The following is a 14,917-nucleotide window of genomic DNA, read 5'->3' on the forward strand; positions in this document are numbered from 1 at the left end:
CCCCCCCCCCCCCCCCCCCCCCCCCCCCCCCCCCCCCCCCCCCCCCCCCCCCCCCCCCCCCCCCCCCCCCCCCCCCCCCCCCCCCCCCCCCCGCCGCTCTAGGTGTCTGATTGTGCCGCATTTTCTGCGACGAACCGGTGTCCACTTCGTCGGAAAATGCTCTAACAAGTCGTTTACGGCGGGCATCTGCGCAGTTGACCGCAGCTTGACAGCGCCGCAAGGTGCGCCGCCCGCCACCTCTGCCCTGCGCGCGGGCCGTCCATCACGCCTCGAGGCTGAACGATGCGTCCATTCCGCGCCGCGTTGATCCTGTCCGCCTGCGCCGTCCTGTCCGGCCCGGCTCTCGCGCAGCCGCAGACACCGGCGGGGGGGCGCGCGGCCGCCCCGGCGCAGCAGGCCATCACGGTCTGGGACGCCCGGATCGAGGCCGGCGACCTGACCGTCTCCGGCAGCGTCGGCAAGGCCGGGGTGGTCGTCACCCTCGACGACGACATCCCGGTCACCTCGGACAAGCGCGGGCGCTTCACCCTGAAGGTGCCGTACGTGCCGCAGAACTGCGTCGCGACGCTCAAGGCCGGCGAGGCCTCGCGCGAGATCGCGGTGGCGAATTGCGGCGCCACCGGCGCGCCGGGGCCGAAGGGCGAGCCCGGCCCAACCGGGCCCCAGGGCATGGCCGGCCTCGCCGGGCCCCCCGGCCCGAAGGGCGAGACCGGTCCCAAGGGGGATCCGGGGGCCAAGGGCGAGGCAGGGCCGAAGGGCGACGCCGGACCCAAGGGAGAGACCGGGCCGAGGGGAGAGGCGGGCCCGAAGGGTGAGCCGGGGGCCCGCGGCGAGGCCGGGGCGAAGGGCGGGGCGGGTCCCGCCGGACCTCAAGGGCCGGCAGGGCCGCAGGGGCCGGCCGGATCGGCGGGAGCGACGGCCGCCACGGCCACTGCCGCCCTGCCGTTCCGGATGCTGCGCACCGACGGCTGCGCGAAGCCGCATTGCGAGCTCGTCTGCGACGAGGGCGAGACCTTCGTGTCGGCCTATTGCCTGCGTGGCGGCAACCCGAACTTCACCCGCCGCGAGAGCGGCGAGGCCGTGGCTTTGTGCCCGTCGGACAGCTCGGGCATGGTCGGCTTCTGCGCGAAGCTGTAAGTCTTCGTTGATCCCTCCAGCGGTTTTCCAACCCTCCGAGTCATCCCGGGGCTCGGCGAAGCCGAGAACCCGGGATCCATAACCGCTGACGGTTCAGTGAGAAGCGGAACGTTGGTCGCCTCATCCTGAATCGTCGGCGTTTATGGATCCCGGGTTCCGCTGCGCGGCCCCGGGATGACGTGGAGGATGTCAAAGGCCGTAGATACTTGCGAATGAGCGCCGCTCCGTCAGCGCTCGCCCAGCCACGCGATCACCCCCTGAGCCGCCGCCCGGCCGCTGGCGAAGCTCGCCTGGAGCAGGTAGCCGCCGGTCGGCGCTTCCCAGTCCAGCATCTCGCCGGCGAGGAACGTGCCGGGTCGGCTGCGCAGCATGAAGCGCGCGTCGAGATCCGCGAAGGCGACGCCGCCGGCGCTGGAGATCGCCCGCTCGATTGGCCGCAAGCCGGTGAGCCGCAGCGGCACCGCCTTGATCAGGGCGGCGAGCGCGCCGGCCTCCGCCGGCAGGTCGCGCGCCGCCTCGCGCAGGAGGCCGGCCGCCGGCGGGCTCAAGGATGCCGCCTTGCGCAGGATCGTGGCGCGGGATTCCTTCGGCCGCGCCCCGGCGATCCGGCGGGCGAGGGTGGCCTCGTCGAGGTCCGGCCGCAGGTCGAGGACGACCACAGCCTCGCCCGTCGCCTCGATCGTCTCGCGGATCGGCCGCGACAGGGCGTAGATCGCGCCGCCCTCGATCCCGTCGCGCGTGATCACCGCCTCGCCCCGCACCTGGTCGGCGCCGAGGCGCAACGCGATGCGCTTGAGCGGCGCGCCGGCGAAGCGCTCGGCGAAGACCGGCGACCATGCCGCGGTGAAGCCCGCATTGGCCGGGCGCAGCGGGCGCACCGAGATTCCTTGCGCTTCCAGCACCGGCACCCAGGCGCCGTCGGAGCCGAGACGCGGCCAGCTCGCGCCGCCGAGCGCCAGAACCGCCGCCTCCGCCGTCACGCGCTCCGGCCCGTGCTCGCCCGCGAGAGTCAGCGCGCCGTCGTCGTCCCAGCCGGTCCAGCGGGTGCGCGTGCGCAAGGTCACGCCGAGCCCGTCGAGCCGGGCGAGCCAGGCCCGCAGCAGCGGCGAGGCCTTGAAAGCCTGCGGAAACACCCGGCCGCTCGACCCGACGAAGGTCGGCTGGCCCAAGGCTTCGCACCAGTCGCGCAGGGCCTGCGGCGGGAACTCCCGGATCGCTGCGTCAAGGCGTCGCTCCGGCGGGGCGTAGCGGGCGAGGAAGCGCTCCAGCGGCTCGCTATGGGTGAGGTTGAGGCCGCCGCGCCCGGCGATCAGCAGCTTGCGGGCCGGCGACGGCATCCGCTCGATCACGGTGACCCGCAGGCCCGCTCCGGCCATGATCTCGGCGGCGGCGAGCCCCGCGGGCCCGGCCCCGATCACCGCGACGGTCGCGGCCCCTCGCGCACTCGGTGTCGTCATGCGCGCCCCAAGGCCGCGACGCGGGGCGCCCTGTCAACCTGCCGCTGAGGCAGGACCGCAAAAATAAGAGCGTGGCCGTCAGGCCGAGCCGCCCTTGATCCGCCGCCATCGGGGACATAAGTCGCATCCATCGGCTGCGGGCCCCTCTGGCGAGCTGCGCTTTTCGCGCTCGTGATGTCGGAGCCGATGCTTTCTTCCTCGAAGCATCACGGTCCCGCGATGGTCGATTTTCTGTACATGACGTGGCTCGGCAAGCCGATCTGGATGTGGCTGGGCTTCCACGCCGTCATCTTCATCCTGCTCGCCCTCGATCTCGGTCTCCTGCATCGCGACAAGAGCCGCGAGATCGGCGTGAAGGAGAGCCTGCTCCTCACCGCCTTCTACCTCACCCTCGGCCTGATCTTCGGCGGCTGGGTCTGGTGGTATATCGGCCCACAGGCGGGCCAGGAATACTTGGCCGGCCTCGTGGTCGAGAAGTCGCTGTCGATGGACAACGTCTTCGTCATCGCGGTGATCTTCGGTTACCTCGGCATTCCCCGCAACGCGCAGCACCGGGTGCTGCTCTGGGGCATCCTGGCGGCGATCGTGCTGCGTGGCCTGATGATCGGGCTCGGCGCCGCCCTCGTCCACCAGGCCGAGTGGGTGCTGACGATCTTCGCCGCCTTCCTGATCTATGCCGGCATCAAGATGCTGGTCTCAGGCGACGAGGAGGAGGGCGAGAACAAGTCCGCCGACCGCTTCACCGGCTTCATGCGCAAGCACATGCGGGTGACGGACGAGCTCGACGGCCAGAACTTCACCACCCGCCGGCCCGATCCGAAGACCGGCAAGCCGGTGCTCTGGCTCACCCCGCTGGCGCTCGCGCTGGTGCTGGTGAACGGTGCCGACGTAATCTTCGCGGTCGACAGCGTCCCGGCGATCTTCGCCATCACCACCGACACCTACGTGGTCTACACCTCGAACATCTTCGCGATCCTCGGGCTGCGCGCGCTCTACTTCGCGCTGGCGGCGATGGTCGACCGCTTCGCCTACCTGAAGACGGCACTCGCCGCGATCCTGATCTTCATCGGCCTGAAGATCGTGGTGGCGGACACGTTCGAGCTGGTCGAGATCCAGCCCTGGGTCGCCCTGGTGGTCACCGTGGTGCTGCTCGCCGGCGGCATCGTCTACAGCCTCTGGCGCACCCGCGGCGCGGCGGAGGTCCCCGCCGCCGTCCCGCCGGCGGCGGAGGTGCCGCGCGAGCGGTTGGGCAGCAGCCACGGGTGAGTGAAAGAGGGGGGGGGCGCTTATTGCGCTCCCTTTTTTGTCTTGGGCGTCACGGTTGCTGAACTCTCGCTTTGCCGACCCATGATCGGGCGGGCAGGTTCGAGGCTTTCCTGACACCTATCAACATTCCTCAGGGTCATTCCGGGGCCGCGTAGCGGAGCCCGGAATCTAGAACCGCGGATGGTTCAGGACGGGGCGGACAGCGTTCCGCTTCAGTTATTTCCAACTGAGTGTCTGGATTCCGGGCTCCGCTGCGCGGCCCCGGAATGACGCGGAGAATGTGAAATCTTCTGGAGCCCGATCCCAACCACCCCTACAGCAGCGTCCCCTTCAGGATCACCAGCGCCACCGTGAAGTAGATCACCAGTCCCGACACGTCGACGAGGGTCGCGACGAACGGGGCCGAGGCGGTGGCGGGGTCGAAGCCGACGCGCTGGAGGATGAAGGGCAGCATCGAGCCGGTGAGCGAGCCGAACAGCACGATGCCGACCAGCGCCGTGCCGACGGTGGCGGCGACCAGGAACCAGTGCTCGCCGTAATCGTAGAAGCCGAGCTTCTGCCAGATCACGATTCGCACCACGCCGATCGTGCCGAGGATCGCCCCGAGCGTCAGACCGGCGGGGATCTCGCGCAAAGCCACCCGCCACCAATCGGCGAGCCGCACCTGATGCAGCGCGAGCGCCCGGATCAGCAGTGAGGTCGCCTGCGAGCCCGAATTGCCGCCCGAGCTCATGATGAGCGGGATGAACAGGGTCAGGACCAGCGCCTTCTCCAATTCGCCCTCGAACCCCTGCATCGCGCTGGCGGTGAGCATCTCGGAGAGGAACAGCACGCAGAGCCAGCCGGCCCGCTTGCGGATCATGGTGAGGAAGTTGATCGACATATAGGGCTCGTCGAGCGCCTCCATACCGCCGAAGCGCTGCACGTCCTCGGTCTGCTTCTGGATCATCGCGTCGATCACGTCGTCGACGGTGACGATGCCGACGACGTGGTTGGTGGCGTCGACGACCGGGATCGCCAGGAGGTCGTATTTCGAGATCAGGCGGGCGGCCTCGTCGCGGCTGGCATCGGCCGAGACCACGACCGGGCGGCGGTTCGGCGCCACCGACAGGATGTTGTCCTCCGGGTGGCCGGTGATCAGGCGGCGCAAAGGCACCGCTTTGGCGAGTGCCCCGGTGCGCGGATCGAGCACGAAGATCGAGTAGACGGTCTCGCGGGTGCGCTCGACCTTGCGGATGTAGTCGAGGGTGAGACCGACGGTCCAGGTCGTCGGCACGGCGACGAACTCGGTCGTCATGATCGAGCCGACGCTCTCCTCCGGATAAGCGATCAGCGTGTCGACGGCGCCGCGGGTCTCGGCGTCGAGGCGGGCGCGCAGGTCCGAGCGGCCCGGCTCCTCGACCTCTCGGATCACGTCGGTGACCCGGTCGGCCGACATGCCCGACAGGAACGAGGCGACGCGGTCGCGCGGCAGCATCTCGATGATGTCGGGGGCGCAGTCGAGCTCGGGCTGGTCCAGCACCTCGACGGCGCGCTCGTGCGGCAGGCTGAGCAGGATGGCGGCCGCGACCTCCGGCGCCTCCCGGTTCAGGGCCTCGACGATGTCGGGGGCGCTCTCCTCGGCGAGGCGCGCGGCGAGGGCGGCGGGCTCGACGGGGGCGTCGATCACGGTGTCGGTCATGGCTCACCTTCGGGGCGCTGGCGTCGGCCGGCCGTCCCCGGCCGGTCGCGGTGAGCCGCCGGGTGGCGAAGCGCGCGGGACCTCAGGCCGGAGACGGCAAAGGCGGTCGACTGTGACTGTCGCTCGGCATGGGGTTGCGGTTGTCCGGGGATGCCGCCGCGCGAAGGCGCGCCGCGAGCGGCCCGTCACTGCGCCGCGCCGCGCCTTGCGTCAAGAGGGGAACCGCGGGCGCCGGATCGGAATTCGTACCCGGGCACTCACCAGCCCGGAGCCCCCTGGAAACGTTAGGGAAATCTTCCAGGAGCCCGGGCCGCCACGGGGGGCACGATGGCCACGACGCACGTCCGCACTTTCTCGGATTTCGCCGCCGCGGTCGCCCGGGCGGCGGGGCGTCCGGGCACCTTCGCGGCCAGCCTGGTCCTGATCGTGGTCTGGGCGCTGACCGGCCCGCTGTTCCACTATTCGGATACTTGGCAGCTGATCATCAACACCGGCACGACGATCGTGACGTTCCTGATGGTCTTCCTGATCCAGAATACCCAGAACCGCGACGGGGCGGCGATCCAGGCGAAGCTCGACGAGCTGATCCGGGCGAGCGCGGCCCAGAACGCCTATATCGGCATTGAGCACCTGACCGAGGAGGAGCTCGACTCGCTGCGCGCCCGCTGCGAGGCGCGGGCGAAGGACTTTCGCCTCAGCGACGCGGCCGACGCTGCCGAGGAGACCGCCAACGCCAAGGCCGCGGCGGCGGCCCGGGCTGCAACGGGGGCGTGAGCGGGTTCATGCGCAGCGCTGGCGAGGCGTCCCGGCCTGTGAGGCCTCGATCTCGTTGGACATCATCCGGGCGAGGCGCAGGATGTCGGCGATTACGAAGGGCTTGGTGACGAAGATGCTGCCGGGCACCGCCGGGTGCCTCAGGTTGGCGGTGGTCGAGGAATAGATCACCGGCCGGTGGGGCTGGATCTGCCGGTAGGCCTCGGCCACGCCCCAGCCGTCGACGAGGCCGGGCAGCCGGATGTCGGTGAGGAGCCAGTCGATCCGCGGACCGTGCTGGCGTAGCAGGGTCAGCGCCGCCTCGCCGCTCGACGCGGTCAGCGTCGCGACGCCGTGCTGCTCGCACAGCGTCACCAGCAGCTCGAGCAGCATGTAGCTGTCCTCGACGATCAGGACGCAGGGCTTGTGACCCGGCTGGGACATCCGGGGCGGGGGCAGGGTCTCGAGCATCGCTTTTCTAGAGAATCTCGATCGTCGATTCTGCGACGGTCGGCGCTCTTGGTTAACGAAGCGTCAACGGCGATGGTGTTGCGCGATTGCAACATGAATCCGGCGCGCGCGGCGATGGCATCCCGCGCCGCAGCGTAGCCGTATTTCGGCGGTGTCTGGAGGTCGCCGCGCACTCGTCGTCGGGGCTCGGCCTCAGGGCGGCGGGAGCCGTGCGGTCCCACCGGGGTCGAGGCTCCGTCAAGGTTGACGGAACCTTCGCTTAACCTGCCGGGACTATGGACGAACACGTGTCGTGAAGCGGCGTCGCCGGGCTCTTCGTGCGGCTCGGACCTCGCCGGGTGCGGTCTCGCCTCGAGACCGCCAGAGGAGTTTTACGTCGATGCCGCTGCCGCTCGCGCCCCTGCGCGCGCTCAAGATCACCGCCGCCTTCGGTCTCGCCCTGTCGATGGCGGCCTGTGCGAGCAACAACGACCTCGCCGACGCCTCGGCGGCCTACGGGGCCGGCGGCGCCGGGGGCATGGGCGGCCGCGGCGGTCCCGCGACGCCGGGCAGCGCCCAGGACTTCGTGGTCAATATCGGCGACCGGGTCTTCTTCGATTCCGACTCGACCGACCTGAACCCGACCGCCACCGCCACCCTCGACAAGCAGGCGCAGTGGCTGTCGCGCTACCCGCGCTACACGTTCCTGATCGAGGGCCATGCCGACGAGCGCGGCACCCGCGAGTACAACTTCTCCCTCGGCGCCCGCCGCGCCCAGGCGGTGCGGGACTATCTCGCCTCGCGGGGCATCGGCTCGAACCGCATGCGCACGGTCTCCTACGGCAAGGAGCGTCCGGTCGCGGTCTGCAACGACATCTCGTGCTGGTCGCAGAACCGCCGCGCCGTCACGGTGCTGGACGGCGGCGCCGGCTCGTGAGGCCGAGGCGGCGTGAGCCGCCCCGTTCTCAACAAAGGAGGAAGCGGCGCGAGCCGCCCCAGTTCCAAGGGGGGGAGGGGCGCCGGCCCCCGATCCCGCCTGGACGGCGCGGCCCGCGCCGTCCCTTTTGCCCGGAGCCGCGGCATCTGCTAACCCGCGCTCCCGAGTGCGGACCCGCCGCCTGACCCGAGCCGTGATGCGCCCCGCCATGCTTCGCCGCCTGCTCCTCGCCTCCCTCGCCGTCTCAGGTCTGGCCCTCGCCGCCGCGTGCCCGGCCGCGGCCCAGGACGCCGCCGAGTTCGTCGTGCGTCTCAACCGGCTGGAGAACCAGTCGCGCCAGATGGCGGGCCAGATCGAATCGCTCCAGTACGAGAACCGCCAGCTCAAGGAGCAGCTGCGCAAGTTCCAGGAGGATGTCGAGTTCCGCTTGCAGGAGCAGAAGGGCGGCCAGAAGCCGGCGGCCGCGACGCCGTCGCAGAAGCCCCAGAAGCGCAGCGATGCCTTCGACCCGTCCCAGAATCCCGGCGCTCCGGGCGCGCCGCAAGCGCTCGGCAGTACGCCGGGCTCGGGCGCCGTTACGCCGGCGCCGCGCGCCGCGGCGGCCGCCCCCGCGACCCCGAACACCACCGCCGCCCTCGCACCGCCCCGTGCGGCGATCGAGGACGACACGCCCGATTACGGCGAGCCGGTGGACCTGCGCCCCCCGTCCCGCCCGGCCGCCACCGCACCGGTGGCGCCGCCGCGGCCCTCGGCCAGCGTTGCCGCCACCGGCAGCGGCGACGCGAAGGCCGATTACGAGACGGCCTACGCCTACGTGCTGCAGCGCCAGTACGAGCAGGCCGAGATGAGCCTGCGCCAGTTCATCCAGTCGCATCCCCGCGACGCCCTGGTGCCGGACGCGACCTACTGGCTCGGCGAGAGCTACCTGCAGCGCAACCGCACCCGCGAGGCCGCCGAGCAGTTCCTGAAGGTCTCGACCGATTATGCCCGCTCGCGCAAGGCGCCGGACGCGATGCTGAAGCTCGGCGCCTCGCTCAACGCGCTCGGCGCCCGAGAGCAGGCCTGCGCGACCCTCGCCGAGCTGGAGCGCAAGTTCCCACAGGCCTCCTCGACGGTGAAGCAGGGCGTCGACCGGGAGCAGCGGCGCGCGCGTTGCGCGGCGTGAGCCGAGGTTCGTGAGCCGCCCTGACGGGGCAATCTCCGACGCTCCCCTCGATCCGGGGGAGGGCGCCGCGCTCTTGAATCTCTGGATCGGCCCCGGCGCGCCCTACCGGGGTGCCGTGCTGGCGGTGTCCGGCGGGCCCGATTCGACCGCGCTCATGGGCTGCGCCGCCCTCGCCGAGCGCGACGTCCCTCTCGTCGTCGCCACCGTCGATCACGGCCTGCGACCCGGCTCGGCCGCGGAAGCCGACGGGGTCGCAGGCCTCGCCGCCCGGCTCGGCCTGGCGCATCGGATCCTCGCCTGGACCGGTCCGAAGCCGGCGGCACGCCTGCAAGAGGCGGCGCGGGCGGCGCGCTACCGTCTTCTCGCCGATCTCGCCCGGGAGACGGGCGCCGACCTCGTCCTCACGGCCCACACCCTCGACGATCAGGCCGAGACCGTGCTGATGCGCCTCTGCGCCGGGTCCGGCCCCGCCGGCCTCGCCGGGATGGCGCCGGCCCGCGCCCTCGACGGGCTCACCCTCGGGCGGCCCTTCCTGAGCGTTCCGAAGGCCCGCCTCGTCGCCACCTGCGAGGAGCGGGGCTGGCCCTTCGTGCGCGACCCCTCCAACGCCGATCCGCGCTTCGGCCGCGCCCGCCTGCGGCGCCTGCTGCCGCTGCTGGCCGAGGAGGGCCTGACCGCGGAGCGCCTCGCCCGCCTCGCCGGGCGCCTGCGCCGCGACGAGGCGGCGCTGAGCGACGCCGCCAGGGCGGCTTTGCGCGATCTCCGCCGATCCGGTCCGAGCGGGGAGGGGCGCCTCGTCCTCGACGGCGCCGGCCTCGCGGCCCTGCCGGAGGCGGTGGCCCTGCGGGCGGTCGGCCTCGCCGTCGCGGCCGTGCAAGTCGCGGCCGTGCAAGTTGGCGCCGTGCAAGTCGCCGCCCAGCAAGAGGAGGCCTCGTCCTACCCGCCGCGCCTGGAGCGGCTGGAGCGGATCGTGCTGGGCGAGATCCTGCCGGCCCTGCGGGCGGGCGCTCCCTGCCGGCGCACCGTCGCGGGCCTCCTCCTGGCGGCGGGCGGCGGCAGGCTGGCCTTGAGCCCGGCGCCGCCGCGCCGCCCGCCCCCGTCATGACGTTCGGGTGAGCCGGGACGCGCGCGGCGCCGCAGGCGCGGGCGATTACTTGGCAAGCACCGGGTGGGTGCCTACATTGCGATCCGAGTGCCGGTGCCCACCCAGCACGCCCGCCCGGTACCGCGCTCCTCAGGGATTGACTCTTCGATGAACCCCAATTTCCGCAATTTCGCCCTGTGGGTCGTCATCTTCCTGCTGGTGCTGGCCCTCGTGACCCTGTTCCAGAACCCGGGTCACCGCTCGGGCGGCGGGGAGATCGCCTACAGCCAGCTCCTGAACGATGCCGAGGCGGGCCGCATCCAGAACGTGGTCATCTCCGGCCAGGAGGTGAGCGGCACCTACACGAGCGGCGGCACCTTCACGACCTACGCGCCCAACGATCCCTCGCTGGTGTCGAAGCTCCAGGGCAAGGGCGTGACCATCACCGCCCGTCCACCCTCCGACAACACGCCGTGGTTCATCGCGCTGCTGGTCAACTGGCTGCCGATCCTGGTGTTCATCGGGGCCTGGATCTTCCTGTCGCGGCAGATGCAGTCGGGCGCCGGCCGGGCGATGGGCTTCGGCAAGTCCAAGGCGAAGCTCCTGACCGAGGCCCATGGCCGCGTGACCTTCGAGGACGTGGCGGGCGTCGACGAGGCCAAGGAGGACCTGCAGGAGATCGTCGAGTTCCTGCGCGACCCGCAGAAGTTCCAGCGTCTCGGCGGCCGCATTCCGCGCGGCGTGCTGCTGGTCGGCCCTCCCGGCACCGGCAAGACCCTGATCGCCCGGGCGGTCGCGGGCGAGGCCAACGTGCCGTTCTTCACCATCTCGGGCTCGGACTTCGTCGAGATGTTCGTCGGCGTCGGCGCCAGCCGCGTCCGCGACATGTTCGACCAGGCGAAGAAGAACGCCCCCTGCATCATCTTCATCGACGAGATCGACGCCGTCGGCCGGCACCGCGGCGCGGGCTTGGGGGGCGGCAACGACGAGCGCGAGCAGACCCTGAACCAGCTCCTCGTCGAGATGGACGGCTTCGAGGCCAACGAGGGCGTCATCATCATCGCGGCGACCAACCGCCCCGACGTGCTCGACCCGGCCCTTCTGCGCCCCGGCCGCTTCGACCGCCAGATCATCGTGCCGAACCCGGACGTGATCGGCCGCGAGCGCATCCTGCGCGTTCACGTCCGCAAGGTGCCGCTCTCGCCCGACGTCGACCTGAAGGTGATCGCCCGTGGCACCCCCGGCTTCTCGGGCGCCGACCTGATGAACCTTGTCAACGAGGCGGCCCTGCTGGCGGCCCGCCGCGGCAAGCGCATCGTCACGATGCACGAGTTCGAGGACGCCAAGGACAAGGTGATGATGGGCGCCGAGCGGCGCACCCTCGTCATGACCGAGGACGAGAAGCGGCTCACCGCCTATCACGAGGGCGGCCACGCCATCGTGGCCTTCAACGTCCCGGCGACCGATCCCGTCCACAAGGCGACGATCATCCCCCGCGGCCGGGCGCTCGGCATGGTCATGCAGCTGCCGGAGCGCGACAAGCTGTCGATGTCCTTCGAGCAGATGACCTCGCGCCTCGCCATCATGATGGGCGGCCGCGTCGCCGAGGAGATGATCTTCGGCCATGACAAGGTCACCTCCGGCGCCCAGTCGGACATCGAGCAGGCGACCCGTCTCGCCCGCATGATGGTGACCCGCTGGGGCTTCTCGCCCGAACTCGGCACCGTCGCCTACGGCGAGAACAACGACGAGGTCTTCCTCGGCATGCAGGTCAACCGGCAGCAGAACGTGTCGGAGGCCACCGCCCAGAAGATCGACGCCGAGGTCCGTCGCCTGGTCGAGGCCGGCCTGCAGGACGCCCGCCGCATCCTCGACGAGCGCAAGGCGGATCTCGAGGCGCTCGCCCGCGGCCTGCTCGAGTACGAGACCCTGTCGGGCGACGAGATCCGCGATCTCCTCGACGGCAAGCCGCCGGTGCGCGACGCCGGCGACTACCCGACCAACCCGACCCGCGGATCGCCGGTCCCCTCCGCCGGCCGCGGCCGGCCGCGGGAGAATGACGGCGGGTACGAGCCGCAGCCGCAGGCCTGACGCAGGGTCAACGTCCACACGGCCCGGTTTTCACAACCAGGGGCGGCGGGAGCAATCCCGCCGCCCTTCGCCCGTTGCGGGACAGCCTCAAAATAACCCAGACCACGTGTGACGGCCGTTCGGAACGGCGGCACCGGCCTTGCGCGGCGCCGCCCGCCGGCGGCCGGGATGGCCCGGAACGGGACAGGGAGAAGACAGCCGTGCGCAAGTATTTCGGGACCGACGGCATCCGGGGCCGGGCCAACGGCGTCATCACGCCGGAACTCGCGCTCAAGGTGGGGCAGGCCGCCGGCCTCGTGTTCCAGCGCGGGGACCATCGCCACCGCGTCGTGATCGGCAAGGACACCCGCCTGTCGGGCTACATGATCGAGACCGCGCTCATCGCCGGGTTCACCTCGGTCGGGATGGACGTGCTGCAGCTCGGCCCGATGCCGACGCCGGCTGTGGCGATGCTGACGCGCTCGATGCGCGCCGATATCGGGGTGATGATCTCGGCCTCGCACAATCCGTTCGAGGATAACGGCATCAAGCTCTTCGGCCCCGACGGGTTCAAGCTCTCCGACGAGGTCGAGCGCGAGATCGAGCGGCTGATTGATTCGAGCCTGCACACCCGGCTCGCCGGCTCCACCGATCTCGGCCGGGCCAAGCGGATCGAGAGCGTGCACGCCCGCTACATCGAGTTCGCCAAGCGCACCCTGCCGCGCAACCTGACCCTCGACGGGCTGCGGGTGGTGGTCGATTGCGCCAACGGCGCCGCCTACCGGGTGGCGCCCGAAACCCTCTGGGAGCTCGGCGCCGAGGTGATCGCCATCGGCACCGAGCCGGACGGCTTCAACATCAACCGCGACGTCGGCTCGACGGCGCCCGAGGCCCTGGTCGCCAAAGTGCGCGAATTGCGCGCCGATATCGGCATCGCGCTGGACGGCGACGCCGACCGGGTGCTGGTGGTCGACGAGAAGGGCCAGCGGGTCGACGGCGACCAGCTGATGGCGGTGGTCGCCCGCTCCTGGCAGGAGGACGACCGCCTGTCGAAGAACGGCATCGTCGCCACCATCATGTCGAATCTCGGCCTTGAGCGCTATCTTGGGGGCCTCGGCCTCGGCATGGTCCGCACCGCCGTCGGCGACCGCTACGTGCTGGAGCACATGCGCGAGCACGGCTACAACCTCGGCGGCGAGCAATCCGGCCACATCATCATGTCCGACTACGCCACGACCGGCGACGGGCTGGTGGCGGCGCTCCAGCTGCTCTCGGTGGTCCAGCGGCAGCAGCGCCCGGTGAGCGAGGTCTGCCATTGCTTCGACCCGCTGCCGCAGGTGCTCAAGAACGTGCGCTACGGCGTCGGCGGCGAGCCCCTGCGCCAGGATTCCGTCGTCACCGCCATCGAGGGCGCGCGGCAGCGCCTGGGCGAGGGCGGCCGCCTCGTCATCCGGCCCTCCGGCACCGAGCCGGTGATCCGGGTGATGGCCGAGGGCGACGACCGCGACCTCGTGGTGCGGGTGGTCGACGACGTCGTCGAAGCCCTGCGGAAGGTCGCGGCCTGATCGAGAACGGAGCGGGACGGAGGCGGTGTCCTCCGTTCCCGCCGCTACACCCGCAGCGCGAGCGATTGACGGGCCTGCTCGCATGACTTGCGCATCCCGCGGCCGCGTCTTCGGGCTCGGTCTGACGGTGCAGCCCAATCAATCAAGAGCAACACTTTCTCAGCCCTAAGGCTTAACGTTAAGCGCGGGTTTACCGAACCCGGCGACAGTCGTGACGTCTTCCAGAACGGCCGCCCGCCCTCCCTGCGGCCCTTCACACAAGGAACCGTCATGGGCCGCAGCAAGCCACTCGCGCTGGCGCGCATCTTCACGCTCGCTGCGAGCGTGGCCGCGCCGGGGCTCGTCCACGCCGCCGACCTCCTGCCGCCTCCGCCCCCGCCGCTGCCGCCCCCGCCGGTCGAGTTCGGCGGCGGCTGGTACCTGCGCGGCGATGTCGGCGCCAGCATCTACACCCGGCCGAAGCTCTCGACCGTGCCGAGCCCGGACGTCGTCAACTACTACAACACCGATCTCGGCGGCGGCGGCTTCGCCGGCATCGGCGTCGGCTACCAGTTCAATTCCTGGCTGCGCGGCGACGTGACCGGCGAGTACCGCTTCTCCAGCGGCTTCCGCACCAACGACCGCATCAAGTCGTCCTACTCGACCTACGACGAGGCCGGCCTGCGCCGCGACCACGACGAGACCACCAACGAGACCACCAACGGCAACTACTCGGCCGCGGTCGTCCTGGTGAACGGCTACGCCGATCTCGGCACCTATTACGGTGTCACGCCGTTCATCGGCGCCGGCGTCGGCGCGGCGTTCCACCGCTTCTCCGGCCTGTCCGAGACGAGCCAGATCACCGGTAGCTACACCTACGCGGATTATCCGGATTATGGCAAGTTCGGATACCAGAACATCAGCGGCGGCACCTACAAGACTCAGATGAAGACGAGCTTCGCCTGGGCTCTGCATGCCGGCCTGTCCTACGCCGTCACGCCGAACCTGAAGCTCGAACTGGCCTACCGCTACCTCAACCTCGGCGAGGGCAGCACCGGCGTGCTGAACTGCTTCTGCGGCAGCACCCTGACCCCGATCAAGGTCAAGGACATCGAGTCTCACGATATCAAGCTCGGCATGCGCTGGATGTTCGGCGCCCCGGTGCTCGCCGCCACCTACGAGCCGCCGCCGCCTCCGATGATGCCGCTGGTGCGCAAGTACTGAGGCCCACGACCTATTTCCGGCGCGTCCGCGCCGGAAATAACGGCGGCAGATGATCAGGATTAAGTCGCCGCTCATCTTCTTACGTTACGTAAGCCATCGGACAAACGGTCCCACTCCTAGTTTCGCGTATTTCGCCCCGGCCGAGGAGC

General features: G+C 70.8%; 12 protein-coding genes. 9 read left to right on the top strand and 3 right to left on the bottom strand.

Annotation, left to right across the window (positions count from 1 at the left end; genetic code table 11):
* Positions 1 to 282 precede the first annotated feature (282 nt).
* Complete coding sequence (locus ABZT49_RS26045) at positions 283 to 1,137, top strand: collagen-like protein (protein WP_355290373.1); 855 nt, start codon at positions 283 to 285, stop codon at positions 1,135 to 1,137.
* A gap of 227 nt (positions 1,138 to 1,364) precedes the next feature.
* On the opposite strand, the gene ABZT49_RS26050 is transcribed toward ABZT49_RS26045, so the two are convergent.
* Positions 1,365 to 2,594 (bottom strand): TIGR03862 family flavoprotein, encoded by a 1,230-nt coding sequence (locus tag ABZT49_RS26050; RefSeq protein WP_355290375.1) that lies wholly within the window; start codon positions 2,592 to 2,594, stop codon positions 1,365 to 1,367.
* A 219-nt stretch (positions 2,595 to 2,813) separates the two neighbouring features.
* On the opposite strand from ABZT49_RS26050, the gene ABZT49_RS26055 reads away from it, so the two are divergent.
* On the top strand, positions 2,814 to 3,860 hold the full coding sequence (locus tag ABZT49_RS26055) for a TerC family protein (RefSeq protein WP_355290377.1): 1,047 nt from the start codon (positions 2,814 to 2,816) through the stop codon (positions 3,858 to 3,860).
* 313 nt (positions 3,861 to 4,173) lie between these two features.
* On the opposite strand, the gene mgtE is transcribed toward ABZT49_RS26055, so the two are convergent.
* The gene (gene mgtE, locus ABZT49_RS26060) at positions 4,174 to 5,541 is read right to left on the bottom strand and encodes a magnesium transporter (RefSeq protein ID WP_355290379.1); all 1,368 of its coding nucleotides are present in this window, start codon (positions 5,539 to 5,541) and stop codon (positions 4,174 to 4,176) included.
* A gap of 327 nt (positions 5,542 to 5,868) precedes the next feature.
* On the opposite strand from mgtE, the gene ABZT49_RS26065 reads away from it, so the two are divergent.
* A complete protein-coding gene (locus ABZT49_RS26065; protein ID WP_355290381.1) occupies positions 5,869 to 6,315 on the top strand; it encodes a low affinity iron permease family protein in 447 nt (148 codons plus the stop codon).
* A 6-nt stretch (positions 6,316 to 6,321) separates the two neighbouring features.
* Here ABZT49_RS26065 and ABZT49_RS26070 read toward each other — a convergent pair whose 3' ends face one another.
* A complete protein-coding gene (locus ABZT49_RS26070) occupies positions 6,322 to 6,765 on the bottom strand; it encodes a response regulator (RefSeq protein ID WP_355290383.1) in 444 nt (147 codons plus the stop codon).
* A gap of 379 nt (positions 6,766 to 7,144) precedes the next feature.
* Between ABZT49_RS26070 and pal the strand changes: the two genes are divergently transcribed.
* From pal to ABZT49_RS26100, 6 genes are all read left to right on the top strand, one after another.
* Positions 7,145 to 7,681 carry a peptidoglycan-associated lipoprotein Pal gene (gene pal, locus ABZT49_RS26075; RefSeq protein ID WP_355290385.1) on the top strand — a complete coding sequence of 179 codons (537 nt, stop codon included), beginning with the start codon at positions 7,145 to 7,147 and terminating at the stop codon, positions 7,679 to 7,681.
* 208 nt (positions 7,682 to 7,889) lie between these two features.
* Positions 7,890 to 8,846 (top strand): tol-pal system protein YbgF, encoded by a 957-nt coding sequence (ybgF, locus tag ABZT49_RS26080; RefSeq protein ID WP_355290481.1) that lies wholly within the window; start codon positions 7,890 to 7,892, stop codon positions 8,844 to 8,846.
* A 31-nt stretch (positions 8,847 to 8,877) separates the two neighbouring features.
* The gene (gene tilS, locus ABZT49_RS26085; RefSeq protein WP_355290482.1) at positions 8,878 to 9,951 is read left to right on the top strand and encodes a tRNA lysidine(34) synthetase TilS; all 1,074 of its coding nucleotides are present in this window, start codon (positions 8,878 to 8,880) and stop codon (positions 9,949 to 9,951) included.
* A gap of 147 nt (positions 9,952 to 10,098) precedes the next feature.
* Positions 10,099 to 12,021 (top strand): ATP-dependent zinc metalloprotease FtsH, encoded by a 1,923-nt coding sequence (ftsH, locus tag ABZT49_RS26090; RefSeq protein ID WP_355290387.1) that lies wholly within the window; start codon positions 10,099 to 10,101, stop codon positions 12,019 to 12,021.
* A gap of 200 nt (positions 12,022 to 12,221) precedes the next feature.
* A complete protein-coding gene (gene glmM / locus ABZT49_RS26095) occupies positions 12,222 to 13,565 on the top strand; it encodes a phosphoglucosamine mutase (RefSeq protein WP_355290389.1) in 1,344 nt (447 codons plus the stop codon).
* Positions 13,566 to 13,835: 270 nt separating this feature from the next.
* Positions 13,836 to 14,768 (top strand): outer membrane beta-barrel protein, encoded by a 933-nt coding sequence (locus tag ABZT49_RS26100; RefSeq protein ID WP_355290391.1) that lies wholly within the window; start codon positions 13,836 to 13,838, stop codon positions 14,766 to 14,768.
* The last annotated feature ends 149 nt before the right edge of the window (positions 14,769 to 14,917 follow it).

This window comes from Methylobacterium sp. EM32, assembly GCF_040593685.1.
GTDB lineage: Bacteria > Pseudomonadota > Alphaproteobacteria > Rhizobiales > Beijerinckiaceae > Methylobacterium.